The sequence below is a fragment of the Paenarthrobacter nitroguajacolicus genome (assembly GCF_031455195.1).
Taxonomy (GTDB): Bacteria; Actinomycetota; Actinomycetes; order Actinomycetales; family Micrococcaceae; genus Arthrobacter; species Arthrobacter nitroguajacolicus_D.
Map to the genome: position 1 here is coordinate 735,793 of NZ_JAVDSH010000002.1, position 20,839 is coordinate 756,631.

23 protein-coding genes are annotated in these 20,839 nt (G+C 63.7%); 20 read left to right on the forward strand and 3 right to left on the reverse strand.

The window, feature by feature from the left end:
* Positions 1–38 precede the first annotated feature (38 nt).
* The 6 genes from J2Y68_RS07055 to J2Y68_RS07080 are packed head-to-tail and all read left to right on the forward strand — an operon-like array spanning position 39 to position 4,030.
* Positions 39–1,265 (forward strand): molybdopterin molybdotransferase MoeA, encoded by a 1,227-nt coding sequence (locus tag J2Y68_RS07055; protein ID WP_309991450.1) that lies wholly within the window; start codon positions 39–41, stop codon positions 1,263–1,265.
* Complete coding sequence (gene moaC / locus J2Y68_RS07060) at positions 1,253–1,783, forward strand: cyclic pyranopterin monophosphate synthase MoaC (protein WP_309991453.1); 531 nt, start codon at positions 1,253–1,255, stop codon at positions 1,781–1,783. Before J2Y68_RS07055 ends, moaC begins: the two co-directional genes overlap by 13 nt.
* Positions 1,780–2,283 (forward strand): MogA/MoaB family molybdenum cofactor biosynthesis protein, encoded by a 504-nt coding sequence (locus tag J2Y68_RS07065; protein WP_309991456.1) that lies wholly within the window; start codon positions 1,780–1,782, stop codon positions 2,281–2,283. Before moaC ends, J2Y68_RS07065 begins: the two co-directional genes overlap by 4 nt.
* Entirely contained in the window at positions 2,273–2,728 is a 456-nt protein-coding gene (locus J2Y68_RS07070) for a molybdenum cofactor biosynthesis protein MoaE (protein WP_309991459.1), read from the forward strand. The genes J2Y68_RS07065 and J2Y68_RS07070 overlap by 11 nt, the downstream gene beginning before the upstream one ends.
* 51 nt (positions 2,729–2,779) lie before the next feature.
* A complete protein-coding gene (dapB, locus tag J2Y68_RS07075; protein WP_309991462.1) occupies positions 2,780–3,538 on the forward strand; it encodes a 4-hydroxy-tetrahydrodipicolinate reductase in 759 nt (252 codons plus the stop codon).
* Between the two features lie 3 nt (positions 3,539–3,541).
* Positions 3,542–4,030 carry a hypothetical protein gene (locus tag J2Y68_RS07080; protein WP_284987781.1) on the forward strand — a complete coding sequence of 163 codons (489 nt, stop codon included), beginning with the start codon at positions 3,542–3,544 and terminating at the stop codon, positions 4,028–4,030.
* On the opposite strand, the gene J2Y68_RS07085 is transcribed toward J2Y68_RS07080, so the two are convergent.
* On the reverse strand, positions 4,006–5,241 hold the full coding sequence (locus tag J2Y68_RS07085) for a heparan-alpha-glucosaminide N-acetyltransferase domain-containing protein (RefSeq protein ID WP_309991465.1): 1,236 nt from the start codon (positions 5,239–5,241) through the stop codon (positions 4,006–4,008). The two genes, J2Y68_RS07080 and J2Y68_RS07085, sit on opposite strands and share 25 nt — an antisense overlap.
* Before the next feature lie 98 nt (positions 5,242–5,339).
* Between J2Y68_RS07085 and J2Y68_RS07090 the strand changes: the two genes are divergently transcribed.
* From J2Y68_RS07090 to J2Y68_RS07125, 8 genes are all read left to right on the forward strand, one after another.
* Entirely contained in the window at positions 5,340–5,675 is a 336-nt protein-coding gene (locus J2Y68_RS07090) for a hypothetical protein (RefSeq protein WP_309991468.1), read from the forward strand.
* A 39-nt stretch (positions 5,676–5,714) separates the two neighbouring features.
* A complete protein-coding gene (locus J2Y68_RS07095) occupies positions 5,715–6,575 on the forward strand; it encodes a carbon-nitrogen hydrolase family protein (protein ID WP_309991470.1) in 861 nt (286 codons plus the stop codon).
* Between the two features lie 58 nt (positions 6,576–6,633).
* A complete protein-coding gene (dapA, locus tag J2Y68_RS07100; protein WP_211711849.1) occupies positions 6,634–7,566 on the forward strand; it encodes a 4-hydroxy-tetrahydrodipicolinate synthase in 933 nt (310 codons plus the stop codon).
* 6 nt (positions 7,567–7,572) lie between these two features.
* Entirely contained in the window at positions 7,573–9,264 is a 1,692-nt protein-coding gene (locus J2Y68_RS07105) for a ribonuclease J (protein ID WP_309991476.1), read from the forward strand.
* 81 nt (positions 9,265–9,345) lie between these two features.
* On the forward strand, positions 9,346–12,213 hold the full coding sequence (locus J2Y68_RS07110) for an FtsK/SpoIIIE family DNA translocase (RefSeq protein WP_309991479.1): 2,868 nt from the start codon (positions 9,346–9,348) through the stop codon (positions 12,211–12,213).
* A 39-nt stretch (positions 12,214–12,252) separates the two neighbouring features.
* A complete protein-coding gene (gene pgsA, locus J2Y68_RS07115; protein WP_309991483.1) occupies positions 12,253–12,855 on the forward strand; it encodes a CDP-diacylglycerol--glycerol-3-phosphate 3-phosphatidyltransferase in 603 nt (200 codons plus the stop codon).
* Positions 12,852–13,358 (forward strand): CinA family protein, encoded by a 507-nt coding sequence (locus tag J2Y68_RS07120; RefSeq protein ID WP_309991485.1) that lies wholly within the window; start codon positions 12,852–12,854, stop codon positions 13,356–13,358. The genes pgsA and J2Y68_RS07120 overlap by 4 nt, the downstream gene beginning before the upstream one ends.
* Before the next feature lie 137 nt (positions 13,359–13,495).
* Positions 13,496–13,930 (forward strand): helix-turn-helix domain-containing protein, encoded by a 435-nt coding sequence (locus J2Y68_RS07125; protein WP_211711854.1) that lies wholly within the window; start codon positions 13,496–13,498, stop codon positions 13,928–13,930.
* 109 nt (positions 13,931–14,039) lie between these two features.
* On the opposite strand, the gene J2Y68_RS07130 is transcribed toward J2Y68_RS07125, so the two are convergent.
* Complete coding sequence (locus J2Y68_RS07130) at positions 14,040–14,573, reverse strand: MarR family winged helix-turn-helix transcriptional regulator (RefSeq protein WP_397334683.1); 534 nt, start codon at positions 14,571–14,573, stop codon at positions 14,040–14,042.
* Between the two features lie 41 nt (positions 14,574–14,614).
* Between J2Y68_RS07130 and J2Y68_RS07135 the strand changes: the two genes are divergently transcribed.
* The 6 genes from J2Y68_RS07135 (at position 14,615) to dapF (ending at position 20,130) form a co-directional block, all read left to right on the forward strand.
* Entirely contained in the window at positions 14,615–14,839 is a 225-nt protein-coding gene (locus J2Y68_RS07135) for a DUF3046 domain-containing protein (protein WP_463675849.1), read from the forward strand.
* A 246-nt stretch (positions 14,840–15,085) separates the two neighbouring features.
* Positions 15,086–16,126, forward strand: a complete 1,041-nt coding sequence (gene recA / locus J2Y68_RS07140) for a recombinase RecA (protein WP_211711857.1) — start codon at positions 15,086–15,088, stop codon at positions 16,124–16,126.
* A 58-nt stretch (positions 16,127–16,184) separates the two neighbouring features.
* Entirely contained in the window at positions 16,185–16,658 is a 474-nt protein-coding gene (locus J2Y68_RS07145) for a regulatory protein RecX (protein WP_397334684.1), read from the forward strand.
* A 47-nt stretch (positions 16,659–16,705) separates the two neighbouring features.
* Positions 16,706–18,187 (forward strand): tRNA (N6-isopentenyl adenosine(37)-C2)-methylthiotransferase MiaB, encoded by a 1,482-nt coding sequence (miaB, locus tag J2Y68_RS07150; protein ID WP_397334709.1) that lies wholly within the window; start codon positions 16,706–16,708, stop codon positions 18,185–18,187.
* 16 nt (positions 18,188–18,203) lie between these two features.
* Entirely contained in the window at positions 18,204–19,115 is a 912-nt protein-coding gene (gene miaA / locus J2Y68_RS07155) for a tRNA (adenosine(37)-N6)-dimethylallyltransferase MiaA (RefSeq protein WP_309991493.1), read from the forward strand.
* A 46-nt stretch (positions 19,116–19,161) separates the two neighbouring features.
* Positions 19,162–20,130: a diaminopimelate epimerase gene (gene dapF, locus J2Y68_RS07160; RefSeq protein ID WP_309991496.1), complete on the forward strand. Its 969-nt coding sequence runs from the start codon at positions 19,162–19,164 to the stop codon at positions 20,128–20,130.
* On the opposite strand, the gene J2Y68_RS07165 is transcribed toward dapF, so the two are convergent.
* On the reverse strand, positions 20,111–20,725 hold the full coding sequence (locus tag J2Y68_RS07165) for a class I SAM-dependent methyltransferase (RefSeq protein WP_309991499.1): 615 nt from the start codon (positions 20,723–20,725) through the stop codon (positions 20,111–20,113). The two genes, dapF and J2Y68_RS07165, sit on opposite strands and share 20 nt — an antisense overlap.
* Positions 20,726–20,839: the final 114 nt, after the last annotated feature.

A 20,839-nucleotide genomic window follows, 5' to 3' on the forward strand; every position in this document is an offset into this window, starting at 1 on the left:
TCCGGGTAATTCCCGCACGCCAACGTATCCACAGGAGGATGTCCGTGCCCCGATCTGTTGCAGCCCATCGCCAGGCCGTGGTGGAACTGCTGACCACTGCGAGGGCTGCCAAGGGCAACCTCCGCCTGCCGTTGCTCGAAGCGCTGGGAAAAGCGCTCGCCGGCGACGTCTATGCGCCCCTCTCCTTGCCACCGTTCCCCAATTCCCAAATGGACGGGTTCGCCGTTCGTTCCGCAGGGATTCCCGACGGCGGTGCGGAGCTCAGGGTCGCGGCGCCCGTCCCGGCAGGTGCCTCGCCAGCGTCACTGAAGGCCGGCTTCGCCGCCCCCATCATGACCGGCGCCATGATCCCGGACGGGGCCGACGCCGTCGTACCTATTGAAAAGGCGACGCCAAACACCTTTCCCGAGCCCGCAGCCGCAGACGCCCTGGTCCGGCTGCCGCCGGTCGCTCCCGGAACGTATGTTCGACACAGCGGCAGCGACATCGAAACAGGCGACTTGGCGCTGGCCGCCGGTACGCTCCTGGGGCCTGCCCAACTTGGCTTGCTGGCCGCATTGGGCCTTGACTTAGTAGAGGTCCGCGAACCATTCCGCGTCCTACTGGTCACTACGGGCGACGAAGTGGTGGAGCCAGGGCAGGAACTGGCGCCCGGCAAGATCTACGATTCCAACGGAACGCTCCTTGAAGCCTCCATGCGCCAAGCCGGCATGGAGGTGACGCGGACGGGCATCTCCGACGACAACCCCGACACCCTCCTATCAGTCCTCCACCGCTACACCCAGGATCCCCGGAACCCGGTGGACATCATCGTCACCACCGGTGGCGTGAGCAAAGGCGCCTACGAGGTAGTCCGCCAAGCGATGTCCGGCCAGGCAGTGGACTTCCTGCCGGTCGCCATGCAGCCGGGCGGTCCACAAGGCCTGGGAACCTTCGACGGGACACCCTTCCTGGGCTTCCCGGGAAACCCCGTCAGCTGCCTCGTGTCCTTCGAGATGTTCCTCAGGCCCGCACTTTCCCAGGTCCAGGGAACACCTGCGCCCCGGCCCGTGCAGAGAGCCCGCCTCGCTGAGCCACTGACCTCACCGGACGGCAAACACCAGGTCCGCCGCGGAAGCGTGGGTACGGACGGCATACTGCGCATGGAAGGCGGGGCCGGCTCCCACCTGGTGCACGCCCTGGCCCGCGCCAATGCCCTGGTCCAGATCCCCAGCGACGTCACGGAACTCGCCAAAGGGGACGAAGTGGAAGTATGGATGCTGTGAACCACACTCCCGAAAACCCAGCAGGCCTGACGCATCTCAGGCAAGACGGCACCGCACAGATGGTGGACGTCTCCGAGAAAGCCGTAACCACGCGTGAGGCCACCGCCACGGCTACTGTCCGCAGCACCGCCGAAGTCCTGGCCCTGTTGGGTGCCGGCGAACTTCCCAAGGGCGACGCGCTCGCCGTGGCGAGGGTAGCGGGGATCATGGCGGCAAAGAAGACCCCCGAACTGATTCCGCTGTGCCATCCCTTGCCCATCTCCAAGGTCACTGTGGACTTTGAACTGGGCGCGGACTCGGTGGGAGTCCTGGCAACGGTCAAGACCCGGGGCGTCACCGGCGTCGAAATGGAAGCCCTGACTGCCGCGTCGGTTGCGGCGCTCAGCGTCTACGACATGATCAAGGCCGTGGACAAGCATGCCGTCCTGGACAATATCCGCGTGCTCGCCAAGAGCGGCGGAAAAAGCGGCGACTGGGACGTTTCCGCCGAACCACGGCATGGGGAGGCTGGAGCATGAGCGCCTGCGAGCCCAGCGCGCACGGACCGCGGAAGGCCGGCGTCGTGATTGCTTCCACCCGGGCTGCGGCCGGTATCTACGCCGACGAGACCGGCCCCATCATCCTTGACTGGCTGAACGAGCACGGATTCGACACTTTTCCCACCATGGTGGTGCCGGACGGTGAACCTGTAGGCGCCGCGCTGCGGGCCCTCCTGACGCAGGAACCCGCAGTTGTCATCACCAGCGGCGGAACCGGCCTCAGCCCGGATGACCGCACGCCGGAGATGACGCTGCCGCTCCTTGACCGCGAGATACCGGGACTCATGGAGGGTATCCGGCGCGCGGGAGCTACGAAGACCCCTATGGCCATGTTGAGCCGCGGCCATGCAGGTGCGGCGGGCAAGTCATTCATTATCAATCTTCCCGGTTCCCCCAAAGGGGTCATGGATGGGCTGGCAGTCCTGGACCCTGTGATCGGGCATCTCTGTGAGCAATTGGAAGGCAACCATGGGCATTGAAACAGACTTCGAAGTTGTCAGCGCTGTCCTCAGCGCCGAGCCGATTTCGGTGGACCAGGCCATCAGGGCAGTGGAATCGGACACAGCCGGTGCGGTGGTCAGCTTCAGCGGGGTCGTGCGTAACCACGACGGCGGCAAAGCTGTTGATCGGTTGAGCTACAGTGCACATCCCACCGCCCACCAGGTCATGTCCGACGTCGTGGCACAGTTGGTCGCGGAGCACTCCGGTGAAGCCAACCAACCCGTGCGCATCTGGGCCGCGCACCGGATCGGAATGCTGGAAATCGGCGATCCCGCGCTGGTCTGCGCCGTTGCAGCCGCGCACCGGGGCCAAGCTTTCGCCGTTTGCTCCGAACTGGTGGACCGTGTCAAGGAGCAGGTCCCCATTTGGAAAGAGCAGTTCTTCAGTGACGGCACTGTGGAATGGGTCGGCGCGGGGGAGTAGGCGCAGGTAACGGTTCCTGCCCGCGCCCGGCCCGGCGGTAGGGTTAAAGGCATGACCGAACAACTTGCTGTTGCAGTGCTGGGCGCCAACGGGCGTATGGGAATTGAAGCCGTCAAGGCTGTTGAAGCAGCCGAAGACATGAAGCTGGTGGCCGCCTTGGGCCGCGGTGATTCCCTGGAGAAACTGCTCGACGCCGGTGCGCAGTACGTTGTTGACCTCACCGTCCCGGACATCACCGAGACCAACGTCCGGTTCGCCGTCGAGCACGGTATCCACGCCGTCGTGGGTACCACAGGCTGGAACGCCGACAGGCTGGAATCCCTGCGCGGACTGCTGGAGACGAAGGCGGAAACAGGCGTGCTCATTGCACCCAATTTCGCGTTGGGCTCGGTGCTGGCGTCCGCCTTCGCTGCCAAGGCCTCGCAGTACTTCGAATCGGTTGAAATCATCGAGCTGCACCACCCCAACAAAGTGGATGCGCCCTCCGGCACGGCCGTGCGCACGGCTCAATTGATCGCCGAAGCCCGCCAGGAAGCAGGGGTCCCGGCCAGCCCGGACGCCACCGAGACGTCATTGGAGGGCGCGCGCGGCTGTGACGTGGACGGGGTCCGGGTGCACAGTGTCCGCCTCCGCGGCCTTGTGGCCCACCAGGAAGTCCTCTTTGGCGGCCCCGGTGAACAGCTGACTTTGCGCCACGACTCCTTCGACCGCGCCTCCTTCATGCCCGGCGTCCTCCTTGGACTGCGCAAGGTAGCAGCCAACCCCGGCCTGACGGTCGGCTTGGACGGATACCTGGATCTGGGGCTCTAGGACATGGGAAATTTCTGGACAGCACTGAAGAAGAACCGCACCAAAATCTGGGTCGGTGCCATCACTTTGTTGTTGGTGCTGTACTTGGTGGTGTCCGTTCAACGTTCCTTCCTCCTGCTCGGCGATCCCAACCTGGTGGCCAAGGGCATCGGTGCCGCCTACCTGGTCCTGCCGGTGGTGGGCGCGTGGGCACTCATCCGCGAACTCCTTTTTGGTGCCCGCACCGAACAGATGGCCAAGGTCCTGGAAGCCGAAGGCGGGCTGCCGGAGGACACGCTTCCCCGCACACCCGGCGGCAGGATTATCCGGTCCGCTGCGGACGCAGAGTTCGAAAAGTACCGGGCGGAAGCCGAGGCCGCCCCGGAAGATTGGCGCTCCTGGTTCCGGCTGAGCTGCGCCTACGACGCCTCCGGTGACCGCAAGCGGGCCCGTGCTTCCATGCGGGACGCGGTGAAGCTCTTCCGTTCTCAGCCAACCGCCGCTGGACGGTAACTGCCGAGCCTGGACGCCTGGTGGGCCACCCACTCAAGTGGTCCCCGGCGCCGGAGCAGGGAGAAAAAGGCCCCGATGATGATCGCGGCGATGGCCTGGGCCCAGTACATCCCTTCCGGGGTCCAGCCGGCCGGCAGGGGCTTATTGGTGAAACCGGATACCACCCACACGTGTGCCGAGTAGAGGCTCAGTGTCATGGCGCCCGGACCGCTGAGCAGGATCAGGAAGTTGACCTTCGCCCGTTCAGCCACGGTGCCAAGCAGCAGGAACAACCCCACGACGGCGGCAGCCGTGCCCCCGGTGTGCAACAAGTCCAAGGTGGTGCCGGCGTGCGGCGCTGCGGTGGCCAGCCACCACCATGAATCGACTTGTTGAAGGCCGGTGAGGTTGACCTGCAGCATGCTTTCCAGCGGGTATCCGCGGGTACCGGGGAGCGCTTCCAAGGCCGCCCTCCCGCCCCACGATTCCATGGCCAGGAAGCCGGCGGCTTTTGCGACGACGGCCACAACGGTTCCGCCAGCCAACAGCAGGAGCTGTACCTTCGCCGTCGTGAGTGCCAGACGGCCTATGGCGAGCCCCACCAGAAGGTAGGAAATCCACTGGAACACGGGGTAGTAGCCGGTGAAGAAGAGGTCGGCCAAGAGCCTTCCAGGTGTCTCCAGGTCTTCGGCCTTCGGGTTATGGCCCAACTGCAGGGGAGGGGTCGCGTCCAGCAGCAACGGCCGCACCAGGTACGCCAGGACCGGCGAGGCCAGAATCCAGCCGAATGCCAGGAAGCAGAGGGCTTTCAGGCGAAGGCCAAGGAACGGCAGGACGCAGAGGAACAAGAGAGCGTAGTGGACCAGAATCACGGCGACGTTGACATCAAGCCCGCCCAGGACAAATCCGACGACGGCGATCACCAGGGCGCGCAGGGCCACTCCGCCCCTTGCGGCCCACAGCCCGGCGCCGCTCCGGGGCTCCTGCTTGCCTGTGCTGAGAGCCAATCCGACGCCGGCCAGGACGGCGAAAAGGGCTGAGGACCGACCGGAAAAAACCAATCCCACGAATGTCGGCTCCCATTGCGGAGAAGGCCCGAACGTCGGCATCAGGTGGGTTGACATCATGCCCAGCAAGGCCGCGCCCCGGGCGGCATCGATCCCCTTGAGCCGGGCTGAAACCGGGCCGGCCCCTGCGCCCTCCTGCTGAGGGGCCGTCCCGTGCGAAGTCATGCAGCGATCGTCTCATAGCTGCTGCGCGGCAACCCGTCCGCCCTGGCTATTGCGGGGCGGTCCTTGTCTTCGAATATATGTTCGAATAACATTGCGGCATGAACGATGTTCCAAAGCCGCCGGATCCCCTCTGTGGACCCATGAAGGCAATGAGTCCTGGTGTGGTCGACTTCCTGTTCAGGCAACTCGTAACCGGCGCACCCCCGGAGGACACCCAGTGGCGACGCGAGGGTACCGTGCTTGCCGAGCAGGTGCCGGGAGCGGAACTCGCCCGCAGGCTGGCAGATACCGATCTTGATTCGCTCACGCCGATGGAACTCTTCGAGTATGTGCGCGCCTCCCAGCGGCTGGTGGCGTGGGCGGAGCAACTTAAGGAGCGGGCCGTGGCGCAGTACTGTTCGGAGCAGCCAGCCCGGACGCCCGGATCCTCCTGAGGTTGTTGGTTCCGCCGCGCGCCGAAATAGGATGGCCGGGTGACCCAACCGCACCCGCAATCACAATCCCTGTTGACCATGCCGCGACCCTCCGGGCCCGCGCCAGTGTCAGCAACGCTGCTGGCCGCCGTCGTTCAATACGAAGCGCTGGGAACCGGCAGTGGGGGAGCAGCTGTCGCCAGGAACGTCGCCGCCCACGTGGAGCTTGTGGAAAAGGCCCACGCTGACGGCGCACGGCTGGTGCTGTTTCCAGAGCTCTCCTTGACGGGGTACGAGTTGGGCTCATTCAATGCCCCGGAGCAGGAAGGCCAACCCTCCGCGTGGCTGACGGACCGCGATCCAAGGCTCCAGCCTCTTCGGGATGCGTGTGCCCGCACCGGGACCACAGCGGTGATCGGTGCAGGCTGGCGGGAAGCTGGCGGCACTCCCCGGTTGGCATCACTCATCATCGGCCCGGATGGCTCGTTGCGACCGGCCTTCAAGACCCATCTGCATGGCGACGAGCGTGAGCTGTTCGTCGCGGGAAATGGCCCCGAAATCCTGGTGGTGGACGGATGGCGGGTGGCTCTTGCCGTGTGCGCCGACGCCGCCCAGCCGTCCCACGCCGCGGCTGCCGCAGAGTCAGGGGCCGACGTCTATGCTGTTTCGGCCCTGTACGTGTCCGGCGAGGAATTGCGCCTCGGACTGCATCTGGGTTCCCGGTCCATGGACCACCGGATGTTCGGGCTCCTGGCCAACCTTGGCGGAAAGACCCCGCTGGGCGCCTCCTGCGGCCTCAGCGGTGGGTGGGGTCCGGAAGGTGCCGCCGTGGCCAGGGCAGCCGGCACGGGAACGGAAACCATCATGGTGAATCTGGTCCGATCCAGCCTGGATGGCTACAGGTCCGGCCGCGGTGCATGAGGGCCATCACGCGGAACGCATTCTTGTAACAAGCCTTTGACAGGGTAACGTTTTTCTTATGTCTGACTTGCGCGCCCACACTCCCGCCCTTGGTACCCTGCTGACCGCCATGGTCACCCCGTTCACCGAGGACGGCAAGGTTGACTACGACCAAGCCGCGGCGCTGGCAGAGAAGCTCGTCCAGGACGGTTGCGACGGCCTCGTCGTCACCGGCACCACCGGCGAGACCTCCACCCTGACAGACGATGAAAACCTTGGCATGTTCCGTGCCGTCAAAGAAGCCGTCGGTGGCAAGGCAGCCATCATTGCCGGGACCGGCACCAACGACACCGCCCACTCCGTGCATCTTTCACAGCGTGCAGCAGAGGTAGGCGTTGACGGCCTGCTGATCGTCACCCCTTACTACAACAAGCCCAGCCAGGCGGGCGTCCGCGCCCACTTCGAGACAATTGCCTCCTCAACGGACCTGCCCGTCATGCTCTATGACATCCCGGGCCGCTCCTCCATCGCGATTGCCCCCGAGACCATGATCGGCCTCGCCAAGCACCAGAACATCGTGGCCGTCAAGGACGCCAAGGCCGATTTTGCTGCAGCGACGCGCGTCATGGCAGAAACAGACCTGGTCTTCTACTCGGGCGACGACGGACTGACCCTTCAGTGGATGGCGCTGGGGGCCGTCGGACTGGTCGGTGTCACCACGCATGTGGCCACGCGCCGCTTCCGCGAGCTGATCGATGCCGTCAACGCCAACGACCTCGCCACGGCAAGGGCCATCAATTTTGAACTGGAACCCGTGGTTCGTGGAACCATGACACGGGTCCAAGGCGCAGTAGCCGCCAAGCAGATTCTCAAGTGGCAGGGAGTCCTGCCCAACTCGGTTGTCCGTTTGCCCCTCGTGGAGCCGGACGCGGCCGAGATCGAAATCATCCGCGGGGATTTGGCGGAAGCCGGAATGGACTTCGACGTCCAGGACGGTTCCGCCGGAAAGTAGCAAAATATGACCCAAACCGCCCTTCCCGGACTGGTTACTCCGCCTAAACTGCCCAAAGGCACGCTGCGGATTGTTCCGCTCGGTGGACTGGGAGAGATCGGCCGTAACATGGCCGTCTTCGAAATCGACGGCAAGCTGCTGGTCGTTGACTGCGGCGTGCTCTTCCCCGAGGAGACCCAGCCCGGCGTTGATCTGATCCTGCCCGATTTCTCCTACATTGAGGACCGGCTCCAGGACGTCGTGGGTGTCGTACTGACCCACGGTCACGAGGACCACATCGGTGCAGTTCCCTACCTGCTGCGCCTCAAAGCCGACATCCCGCTGATCGGTTCCCAGCTCACGCTTGCCCTGGTGGAAGCGAAGCTCCAGGAACACCGCATCAAGCCGTACACCCTCACGGTCACCGAGGGCCAGGTGGAGCAGTTCGGTCCGTTCGAGTGTGAGTTCGTGGCCGTCAACCACTCCATCCCGGATGCCCTTGCAGTTTTCATCCGAACCGAGGGCGGCAACGTCCTCCACACCGGTGACTTCAAGATGGACCAGTTGCCGCTGGACGGCCGCATCACTGACCTCAGGCACTTCGCGCGCCTCGGCGAAGAAGGCGTGGATCTGTTCATGGCCGATTCCACCAACGCGGACGTCCCGGGGTTCACTACGGCAGAGAAGGAAATCGGCCCTACCCTTGACCGTCTTTTCGGTCAGGCCAAGAAGCGCATCATCGTTGCTTCCTTCTCCTCGCATGTCCACCGCGTGCAGCAGGTCCTCGATGCTGCGGCCAAGCATGGCCGCAAGGTGGCGTTCGTTGGCAGGTCCATGGTCCGCAACATGGCCATCGCCGCGAAGCTTGGGTACCTTGATGTGCCGGACAACATCCTGGTTGACATCAAGAACATCGACAACATGCCCGATGACCGCGTGGTCCTGATGTCCACAGGTTCACAGGGTGAGCCCATGGCGGCACTTTCCCGCATGGCCAACGGTGATCACCGCGTGATCGTCGGCAAGGGTGACACCGTTATTCTGGCGTCGAGCCTCATCCCGGGAAACGAGAACGCCGTCTTCCGCATCATCAACGGCCTCCTCAAGCTCGGGGCCGATGTCATCCACAAGGGCACGGCAAAAGTCCACGTCTCGGGGCATGCCGCTGCCGGCGAACTGCTGTACTGCTACAACATCCTCGAGCCGCTCAATGCCATGCCGGTGCACGGCGAGACCCGGCACTTGATCGCCAACGGCAACATTGCCCTGGAGTCCGGGGTGCCTTCCGAGGGCATCATCCTGAGCGACAACGGAACGGTCATCGACCTCAGGGACCACAAGGCGAACGTCGTGGGCCAAGTGGAGGTCGGGTTCGTCTACGTGGATGGCTCCAGCGTCGGTGAAATCACCGATGCCGATTTGAAGGACCGCCGCATCCTGGGCGATGAGGGGTTCATTTCCATCATCACGGTCATCAACCGCACCACGGGCAAGATTGTCTCAGGTCCGGAGATCCATGCCCGCGGCGTTGCCGAGGACGACTCCGTCTTCGACGAGATCATTCCCAAGATCAATGCCGCGCTGGAAGAGGCCGTGCTGAACCACGCGGACCACACCACCCACCAGCTGCAACAGGTGGTGCGGAGGATTATTGGCACGTGGGTTAACCGCAAGCTTCGCCGCCGGCCCATGATCATCCCGGTGGTCCTGGAAGCGTAAGCTTCGCCAGCCAGCAACATGCATGCCCAAAGGGGCCTGAAATCCGCGGATTTCAGGCCCCCTTGGGGTAGCGTGGCACTTATGGCGACCCGTACTACCTCCACGCCACGAGGCAGCTCCAGCAGTAAATCCGGCGGCACAGGCCGAGGCGCGGCTGCCCCCAAAAGCAGTGCAACGGCGGCCAAAAGCGGCCGGGGCAGCACTGCGCGCACCAAGCAAGCTGCCGCCGTCGAGCCCCAGGCTCCGCTCCCATTGCGCCTCTTGGCAGGAGCGTGGCAAGGCATCGGGCACGTGGTCGGCGCCGGCGTCCGGCGTATCGGCCATGACGTCAGTGACCTCGAACCCGAGGACCGTCGGGACGGTGCTGCGTTGTTCAACCTGGTGTTGGGCGTGGCGATTGCCACTTTCGCGTGGTGGGGCCTCACCGGTTGGCTGCCTGACATCGTCTACAGCGTGGTCAACGGAACTTTTGGCTGGATGTCCCTGATCCTGCCGTTCATGCTGTTCATCTGCGCTTTCCGCCTGTTCCGGAAGCCGCAGGATGGCCGCGGCAACAACCGCGTAGGCATCGGCTTCATGATCATGACCCTTGCAGGATCGGCGCTGGCCCACGTCATCGGCGGTCTGCCCACTGTGGGGGACGGCTTCGATGGCCTGCGCAAGGCGGGCGGCATGCTCGGCTTCCTGGCGGCTGCTCCTTTCGCGGCAATCCATGTGGCCATCCCCGTGATTCTCTACAGCCTGCTGGCCTTTGTGTCGCTGCTGATCGTCACAGCGACGCCCTTTGGTGCCATCCCGTCCCGGGTCCGCGGGGGCTACAACCACCTTATGGGCGTCGACCTCATGGATGGCTCCGGCAAGGACGACCACGACCGCAGCTACTTGTACGGGAATGAGGCGCCCAAGCCCAGGAAGAAGAAGCGCATGCGCCTCTTCGGCAAGGACGAGGAGAACGACGCCGGCCTGGAAGGTTACGTCGGGGACGAGGCCTTTGAGCACGCCATAGTGGACGACGACGAAACTCCCCGTCCGTCCGAACCGCGCGTACCGCCGGGCGTACGCCGCCCTACCCAGGCCGAGATCGCCGTCGGGAAAATCAAGGCCGCCCAGGGACTGGCAGGGGCAACGCCGGGAATCGAAAACCCCACCGAAGCTATTCCGGTCCTGACTCCGGAGATGACCGCGCCCGCTCCTGCGATCGCCCAGGTTCCGGCGAAGCCGGCCGGGGCGCCGCTTCCCCAAACACCCATTCCGCAGCGCACGGAGCAGTTGTCCCTGGCGGGCGATGTGACCTATACGCTGCCGGCTTCGGACTACCTCACGCCGGGTTCCATCCCCAAGGAGCGCACGGAAGCCAACGATGCTGTCGTCGCTGCGTTGACCGACACCCTCACGCAGTTCAATGTTGACGCGGCGGTCACAGGCTTCAGCCGTGGTCCGACCGTGACGCGCTATGAAATCGAGCTGTCTCCGGGAACCAAGGTGGAGCGGGTTACCGCCCTATCAAAGAACATTTCCTACGCCGTGGCGTCCAGTGACGTGAGAATCCTGAGCCCGATTCCCGGCAAGTCAGCCATCGGCATCGAAATTCCCAATACGGACCGCGAAACAGTCTCCTTGGGCGATGTGCTGCGAAGCCAGAACGCGCGGCGCACGGACCATCCCATGGTTATGGGCGTCGGCAAGGATGTCGAGGGTGGCTACGTGGTGGCGAACCTGGCCAAGATGCCGCACTTGCTCGTAGCCGGTGCCACCGGTGCCGGTAAGTCCAGCTTCGTGAACTCCATGATTACCTCCATCCTGATGCGTGCCACACCGGACGAGGTGCGAATGGTCATGGTGGACCCCAAACGAGTGGAACTCACTGCCTATGAGGGCGTCCCGCACCTGATCACGCCCATCATCACCAATCCCAAGAAGGCCGCTGAGGCCTTGCAATGGGTGGTCCGTGAGATGGACGCGCGCTACGACGACCTCGCCAACTACGGTTACAAGCACATTGACGACTTCAACAAGGCTGTGCGGGCCGGCAAGGTGGTACCCCCGGTTGACTCCAAGAGGGTCATCAAGCCGTATCCGTACTTGCTGGTGATCGTCGATGAGCTTGCCGACCTCATGATGGTGGCCCCGCGCGACGTCGAAGACTCGATTGTCCGGATCACCCAGCTGGCCCGTGCCGCCGGTATCCACCTGGTCCTGGCTACCCAGCGTCCGTCAGTGGACGTCGTCACCGGCCTGATCAAGGCGAACGTCCCCTCCCGCATGGCGTTCGCCACCTCCTCCGTGACAGACTCCCGCGTGGTCCTGGACCAGCCGGGCGCGGAGAAGCTCATCGGCCAAGGTGACGCGCTGTTCCTGCCGATGGGTGCTTCCAAGGCGATGCGTGTCCAGGGCGCCTGGGTGACCGAATCCGAGATCCATAAGGTAGTGGAGCACGTCAAGGGTCAGTTGCAGGCCGTCTACCGTGACGACGTTGCTGCCGAGGCGCCGAAGAAGCAGATCGACGACGACATCGGAGACGACCTCGACGTGTTGCTGCAGGCCACCGAACTCGTGGTGACTACGCAGTTCGGTTCCACCTCCATGCTGCAGCGCAAGCTCCGTGTGGGCTTCGCCAAGGCCGGTCGCCTCATGGACCTCCTGGAGTCCCGCGGCGTGGTGGGGCCTTCAGAGGGTTCAAAGGCCCGCGATGTCCTGGTCAAACCCGACGACCTCGCCGCCGTCCTGGCAGCGATGAAGGGCCAGGAGTCGCCGGCTGCGCCCGACGCGCACACCGCGGCCCTGAGCGACAACGCGAACTCGAACATCGCCGTCGGCGGTTATGCGGAAGACCTTGTGCAGGCGGACTTGGACAACCGGACGCAGGCCATTGAGTACTACGACGGTGCTGATGGTCCCGACGACGACGACGAAGGCGGCGAAGACGCCTGGTCCCTCACCGGACGGTAACGCCCCGGAAGCCGGTGCCAAAGACGGTAGCCTAGAGGGGTGACTACAGCCGAGGGTGATAACGCGACCTCCAGCAGCTCCGACATCTGGAACCTGCCCAACATCCTCACGATGCTCCGCATCGTCCTGGTGCCGTTCTTCGTCTGGTTCCTTCTGGCCGACAACGGCGACTACGGGATCTGGCGTTGGGCCGCGGTGGTTGCTTTCGGCGTGGCCATCTACACGGACAAGCTCGACGGCGACATCGCCAGGGCACGGGGCCTCATCACCAACTTCGGCAAGATTGCCGATCCCATAGCCGACAAGCTCCTCATTGGTTCCGCATTGGTGCTCCTGTCCATCCTGGGGGAGCTGCCCTGGTGGGTCACCATCCTGATCCTTGTCCGGGAGTGGGGCATCACCGCCCTCCGATTCGTCGTAATCCGGTACGGAGTCATGCCGGCTTCCCGGGGTGGCAAACTCAAGACAGTCATCCAGACCGTAGCCATTTTCCTGTACATCCTGCCTCTGAAGGCGATCGCGCCGTGGCTGGGAGACGTTGCTTTCTGGGTCATGATGCTGGCCCTGGCCATCACGCTGTGGACCGGCGTGGAATACGTCATCCAGGCCATGCGGCTTCGGGCAGCCGGACGCCGCGCGTGAGCACGCCCGCCTCCGGCAGCGTCCAGGCCGCGACGACGGTAGTTGCGTTGGCGATCGAACGGCACCTGACAGTGGCCACGGCGGAGTCTCTCACGGCCGGTTTGGTAGCTGCCACCCTGGCAAATACCCCTGGGGCGTCCGGGATGCTCCAAGGCGGTGTGGTGGCCTACCAGAACTCAGTCAAGGCAGGTGTCCTGGGGGTGCCGGCCGACTTGCTTGCTGCTGTCGGGTCCGTTGACGGCGGAGTCGCCGGAGCAATGGCCGACGGCGCGCGGCGCGCCTGCGGATCAGACGTCGGGATCTCTACCACTGGAGTAGCCGGCCCGGAGCCCCATGACGGCAAAGCAGTGGGAACGGTCTTCATCGGTGTGGCTACGCCAGCGGCGGTTTCCTCTTTCGAGTACCGGTTTTCGGGGGACCGGCAAGCCATCCGCGAGCAGGCCTGCGAGGCCGCGATGGCGCGTCTCCTTGCCGCGCTGGATGACGTTGGTTACCGTTCGTAAAGTAGCCGGGAACAAAAACTGATTGCCAATAGTTGTGTCATTGTGTCGCTTCGGAAGAGCCGGGGCGCCTAGGATGTAGAAACCAACCCGGTCCGCCAGCCAGCGAACCGGATGAACGAGGGAGCAAGGCGATACAGATGGTAAAGCAGCCCGTATCCGTGAACGGCGTTGTCCGCTGGAAGGATGTGGGCTTGGCTGATCAGACACAGAGCGAACAGAAGGAGCGCAAAATGGTTGTACTACGCCACGAGATCGGTGATGTACTGCGCGATGTCCGCCAGCGTCAGGGCCGTACCCTCCGCGAGGTTTCGCACAGCGCCCGTGTCTCACTCGGCTACTTGAGTGAAGTTGAACGCGGCCAGAAGGAGGCTTCCTCCGAGCTCCTGTCCTCAATCTGCACAGCCCTGGATGTTCCGTTGTCCCACATGCTCCGCGAAGTCAGCGACCGCGTCGCCGTTGCCGAAGGCGTGTCCGTGCCGGACACCGTTCCGCAGGAATTTTCACAGCGCTACGGTCGCGACCTGGATCTTACGGACGACTTCCCGCAGGGAATGCTCTCCGGAGCCCGGTAACCGTTACACAGGAATTAAGGGAAGGGCCCCCAGCCATTGGCTGGGGGCCCTTCTTTGGTGTGGGCACCGGGTTCCTTGAGGGGCATGCGGTGGTACGCCCTGGTGGGTCCTAAGCTGGGTCCGCCGGGCCCGTTTCCTTCAGGGTGACATCCTTCAGTACTCCATCGCCGTAGATGGCGTTGAGCCTGCCCATATAGTCGGCGAGCGTCTGGACGTCCTCCAGGGGCCATTCACCGAGCCGTTCACGGAACACTTGCCTGCGGGCGTCCTGGACTTGGTGCATCTTCTCCTCGCCCTTGTCCGTCAGCCGGATGGACTGGGCGCGGCCGTCCTGCGGATCCGCTTCCTTGTAAACGAGGCCGATGCTTTCCAGGAAGGCGATCTGCCGGCTGACCGACGGCTTACCCACGCCGATGCAGGTGGCGAGCTCTGTGAGCCGGATGGGGCCTTCCCTGCGGATGACGGTGAGGAGCCCGTACGCGGCCGGCTCCATGTCCGGATGGACCTGTCGCGACAATTGGTGGGAGATCGACCGGGCGCGGCGCCAGAGCAGGCTCAGCTGGTGTTCCACCTGCTGGAGGGCGTCGTCCACGGCGTCGCCTGGCGGGACCGTATCGGGCGCGCTCTGGAGAGGATTGCTCATGGCAACCATTCTAGAGTCCGGCGGCATGAGAGACTCTATCCGTGAGGGCAAGTGACTTTTGGCGATTGATGGACGACGAATTCGGGGCAGGTTACTCCCGGGTCCTGGCCAACTCCCTGGTGCTCGCCGGTGTCGGTGGACGCACTGCGGTGGAAGCTCTCGCGGCCGGCTACCAGCCCCGCGAAGTCTGGCTGTCCATGTGCGAAGTCCAGGACGTTCCCCTCGAGCGCAGGCTGGGCAGGGACATTAAGCCGGCTTCAAGCTGAGTGCTTTGAGGTGTCGGCAACGTGACACGCCGAACCGTTGTTCGAATATCTGTTCGGATGGGGATATGCTCCTGAAAGAGGAAAATTGATCCTGAAAGACGCATTCCACGGCATCCTGCAGTCCCGTTTATCCACATAGCCGGGGTCGGCTGGTAAAAATGTCCGGGCACCGTAATAGCGTCAGTCATGACAGGAAAGCGGCCCTTCGGGCCACTCCACAGCGAGAAAGCATCAGAGGTGTGAACCATGGCGGCAGCCCCGGATCGTGAGAAGGCGCTCGAAGCAGCGCTTGCCCAGATCGACAAGCAGTTCGGCAAAGGCTCTATCATGCGCCTGGGTGACGACACCCGCGCGCCCATCGAGGTCATTCCTACCGGTTCCATTGCCTTGGACGTGGCCCTGGGAATTGGTGGACTGCCCCGCGGGCGTGTCGTTGAGATCTACGGCCCGGAATCCTCGGGTAAGACCACCGTTGCCCTCCACGCCGTAGCCAACGCGCAACGCGCCGGCGGCATTGCGGCCTTCATCGACGCCGAACACGCGCTTGATCCTGACTACGCCGCAAAGCTCGGCGTCGACACGGACGCGCTCTTGGTCTCGCAGCCGGATACCGGTGAACAGGCCCTGGAAATCATGGACATGCTGGTCGGCTCCGGCTCGCTCGACATCGTCGTTATCGACTCCGTTGCTGCTCTGGTTCCGCGCGCCGAAATTGAAGGCGAAATGGGCGACTCCCACGTGGGCCTCCAAGCCCGCCTCATGAGCCAAGCCCTGCGTAAGATCACCGGCCGCTTGAGCCAGACCAAGACCACCGCCATTTTCATCAACCAGCTGCGTGAAAAGATCGGTGTCTTCTTCGGCTCCCCGGAAACCACCACCGGTGGTAAGGCCCTGAAGTTCTACGCTTCCGTGCGCATCGATGTCCGGCGTATCCAGACCCTGAAGGAAGGTGCGGATTCCGTAGGTAACCGCACCAAGGCAAAGATCGTCAAGAACAAGATGGCACCCCCGTTCAAGATCGCCGAGTTCGACATCATCTACGGCCAGGGCATCTCCCGCGAGGGCGGCATCATCGACATGGGTGTCGAACACGGCATCATTAAGAAATCGGGCTCGTGGTTCACCTATGACGGCGACCAGCTTGGCCAGGGCATGGAGAACTCGCGGCGGTTCCTGCGGGACAACCCTGAACTGGCCCAGGAGCTGGAGCGCCTGATCAAGGAAAAGCTCGGAGTGGGTGTCAAGCCGGAGGAAGACTCCCCGAAGCTGAAGGCCGTTGACGGTTAGGAGGGGGCCGGACCCGGACTCTTCCGTTGCGGCTGATCCCGAACCTGATCCTGAATCCGTGGCGCGTGCCATCGTCCTGAGGCAGTTGACGATGGCGCCGCGGAGCCGGCTCCAGCTGTCCCGGAAGCTCGCCGAGCGCAATGTCCCTGAGGACGTAGCGGAGGCAGTCCTGGATCGGTTCGAAGAGGTTCAGCTGATCGACGACGCGGAGTTCGCCCGGATGTGGGTCCGCAGCCGATCGCAAAGCAAGAAGCTGGCCAAGGGTGCACTTCGCCGTGAACTTTCGGACAAAGGCATTGAGCTGGAGGACGCAGAGGAAGCACTATCCCAGCTGAGCGATCAGGATGAGGAACTGGCAGCCCGAGAGCTCGTTCAACGCAAGCTGCGGCCTGGCATGGACCTGGCCGATCGCGCGGAACGGGACAAGTACACACGCCGCCTTGCCTCGATGCTGGCACGCAAGGGCTACGCGCCTTCCCTGGCTTTCAGGATCGTCGGTGAGGTGCTGGCAGAAGCCGGTACCCTTGAGTAGTGAGTTTGACCATTCCTTCCCCAACAGCTTCCGCCACTCCTTCTGCCATGCCACGGACATACCAGGTCCGGACTTTTGGTTGCCAGATGAACGTCCATGATTCGGAGCGGATGGCTGGGCTCCTCGAAGACGCGGGTTACGTACCAGCGGACGGTGACATAGCCGACGTCGTGGTTTTCAATACCTGCGCTGTGCGGGAAAACGCGGATAACAAGCTCTACGGCAACCTGGGCCAGTTGCGGCAGGTCAAGGAGGCGCACCCGGGGATGCAGATCGCCGTGGGTGGTTGCCTGGCCCAGAAGGACCGCGAAACCATCGTGAAGAAGGCGCCATGGGTGGACGCTGTCTTCGGTACCCACAACGTTGGTGCCCTTCCGGCACTACTGGACCGTGCTCGTCATAACAACGAGGCACAGCTCGAGATCCTCGAATCGTTGGATGTGTTCCCTTCGACGCTCCCCACCAAGAGGGACTCGGTGTACTCCGGCTGGGTGTCCATCTCCGTAGGATGCAACAACACCTGCACGTTCTGCATCGTTCCCTCACTCCGAGGCAAGGAAAAGGACCGCCGTCCCGGAGAGATCCTCGCCGAGATCCAGGCGCTGGTGGACGACGGCGCCGTCGAAGTGACGTTGCTCGGGCAGAATGTGAACTCGTACGGGGTGGAGTTCGGCGACCGGCAGGCGTTCTCCAAACTGCTCAGGGCCTGCGGTGACATTGAAGGGCTGGAGCGCGTCCGTTTCACGAGCCCCCATCCCGCTGCCTTCACCGACGACGTCATCGACGCCATGGCTGAGACACCTAACGTCATGCCGCAGCTGCACATGCCGCTGCAATCCGGCTCGGACAAGGTTCTTAAGGACATGCGCCGCTCCTACCGTTCCAGCAAATTCCTCGGAATCCTGGACAAGGTCAGGGAGCGCATCCCGAACGCCGCGATCACCACCGACATCATCGTTGGCTTCCCCGGCGAAACGGAAGAAGACTTCCAGGCGACGCTGGATGTCGTGGAAAAGTCACGCTTTTCGTCCGCGTTCACGTTCCAGTACTCCAAGCGCCCCGGCACACCTGCTGCCGATTTGCCGGACCAGCTGCCCAAGGCGGTTGTCCAGGAACGGTTCGAACGCCTCACAGCCCTTCAGGACCGCATTGCGGCAGAAGAGAACGCAAGCCAACTAGGCCGTCAGGTCGAAATCCTGGTGACGGCCCAGTCCGGTCGCAAAGCTGAGGAAACGCATCGTTTGTCTGGTCGTTCCAAGGATCAGCGGCTGGTCCACTTCTCTGTCCCAGCAGGTGCTGAAACCCCGCGTCCCGGTGATTTCGTCACAGTGACCATCACCGAAGCCGCGGCCTTCCACCTCGTGGCGGATCCAGCCACCGCGGAGGACTACCTTCTGCGCCGGTCCCGTGCGGGGGATGCCTGGGACAGGGCACAGGCAGATTCCTGCGGTGTTCCCGCACCCGGGGCAGCTCCCGGCAAGGGCGGCGTATCGCTGGGCATGCCGTCGCTGCCTGTGCGCCGCTCCTAGCGCCGGGCAACGCGACGTGTCCACCTCCGGCTCTGAACCGCAGCCTCCCGTCATCGCCGTCGTTGGCCCCACCGGCTCCGGCAAATCGGATCTCGGGGTCAATCTTGCGTTGGCCTTGGGCGGTGAAGTGATCAACGCAGATGCCCTGCAGTTCTATCGTGGCATGGACATTGGCACCGCCAAGATCACTGTGGAAGAACGCAAAGGCGTTCCCCATCACCTTCTTGACACCATGGATGTCACCGAGGAGGCCAGTGTTGCCGACTTCCAGGCGGAGTGCCGCGCTGCCATCCAGGAGATCCATTCCCGGGGCAAGCGTGCCATCCTCGTGGGAGGTTCCGGACTCTACGTCCGGGCGGCGCTGGACGTACTGGAATTCCCCGGGACCGATCAGATGGTTCGGAAGGAACTCGAGCAGGAATGCGAAACCCACGGGTTGGCGCCGCTGCGGACCAGGCTGGAAGAAGTCGATCCCGTGTCTGCGGCCCGGCTGGGGGATGCCCGACGCGTGATCCGCGCACTTGAGGTTCACCAGATAACCGGCCGTCCTTTCAGCTCATTCATGCCCCAACGCGACTATTTCCAGCCTGCCATCCAAATCGGCCTCTCAGTGGACCGGGAGGTCCTCCGGGAACGGCTCGCCCAAAGGGTGCATCGAATGGTTGAAGCCGGGCTGCAGGAAGAAGTTGCACGCCTCGACGCCGCCGGGCTGCGGAAGGGCAAGACGGCTTCCCGGGCCTTGGGATATGCACAGTTCCTGAAAGTGCTCGACGGCGAGGCTGACGTCGCCGCTGCCGCTGAAGAGACCATCGTCGCCACGCGGCAGTTCGCCAGACGCCAGCTGACCTGGTTCCGCGCGGATCCGCGAATCGCGTGGTTGGACTGGCAGGACCCCCAGCTCGTAGCCAAGGCGGCAGCTGCTGCCTGACGCCCGCAATTTCGGGCCGACGAGCCGTGGCAGGTAGCCTAGAGCCATGGATGAAACCGCTTCCCTTTCCGCCCAGCAGCCAGCAGCTGCCGGCGCCGCTGTGACCGCCCCCAGCCTGTCCGGGCTGGCGTTTTCCAAGGGCCACGGAACGGGTAATGACTTCGTCCTTATCGCCGACCCAGGCGACGCCCACGAGATCACTCCGGAACAAGTTGCGCAGCTATGCGACCGGCACCTTGGTGTCGGGGGAGATGGCCTCATCCGGGCGGTGCCCTCACGGTTCCTTCCCGAGGGTCGCGCCATGCTTGAGCAGGACCCGGCCGCCGAGTGGTTCATGGACTACCGCAACGGCGACGGTTCCCTGTCAGAGATGTGCGGCAACGGGGTTCGTGTGTTCGTTCATTTCCTCATCGCCGAAAGACTGGTGGAGCTTGGCCCAGGCGAGACTTTGACAATTGGCACCCGCGGCGGCGTCAAGAAGGTGGTGCGCACTGCTACGGGTTACGCCGTGGACATGGGGCCTTGGGAGTTCATTTTTCCGCGGGAAGCCACCAGCAAAGCCATGGATGCCCTGGTCAGCGCCGACGGTCTTGAAGTCGCCCGGCCGGGCCTGTCCGTCAGCATGGGAAATCCCCACACGGTGGTAGCCCTGGCGGAGCTCAGCGAGCTGGCGGCCACGCAACTGTTCAAGCCTCCGGTGGTGGATCCCAAGCCTGCCAACGGAACCAACGTCGAATTCGTCGTTCCCGCCGAGCCCCTGGTTGAAGACGGCGTGGGAACCATCACCATGCGCGTCCACGAACGTGGTGTGGGGGAGACTCAGTCGTGCGGCACAGGCGCCTGCGCCGCAGCTGTGGCCATTCGTCACTGGGCCGGAAGTACGGCCCCAAACGACTGGCACGTCAACGTTCCGGGCGGCGTCGTCGGCGTAAAGTTCTTCCCAGGTGCCGGCGGCCGCGAGCACGTAGAGCTCAGCGGCCCCGCCGTGATCGTAGCTACTGGGACGCTTTCCTGACCCTGATGATCCTGAAGGACTTGGACGTGCTCTCGCGGGAAACCGCGAAGGTGCTGTCCAGTTCATTGGCAAGCCAGCGTTGGAGCGAGTCCGACCCCAGGTTCTTCTGGACCACCAGCCAGGCGTTTCCGCCTGGTGCGAGGCGCGGGAGCCACGTCAAAAGCAGCGAGTGAAGTTCTTCTTTGCCGATGCGAATGGGCGGGTTCGACCATATGGTGTCGAACTTGACGGCAGGATCCACTTGGTCGGGAAGGCTGGCAGTGACGTTGCCGAGACCCAGCGCCGCAGCATTCTCGTTGGTCAGCGTCACGCATCGCTCATTCACGTCCACGGCGTAAACGCGTGCATGCGGAGCTTTCAAGCCGAGGCTCAGGGCTATGGGACCCCATCCGCAACCGATATCCAGCATGTTGCCCTGCGGTGACGGCGGCGGGACTTCCGAAAGAAGGATCGCCGTGCCCTTGTCCACGCCGTCTGGGCTGAAGATGCCAGAGGAGGTCTGCAGTTGGCGGGTAGCCCCGGCGAGCTCCACCGTGAGGGGTTTGCGGGTGAAAGGTCCAGCTGGCTGGGCAGTGAAATAGTGTGCAGACTCCATAATTTGCCAGATTAGTGGGCTGACGGCGTCATAGGAAACTGTCGCATGAGGCAGGTGGGTTGACACTGGCTGCTAATGTGGAAGTCATGTTCCTGATCTTCGAGTAATCTGCCG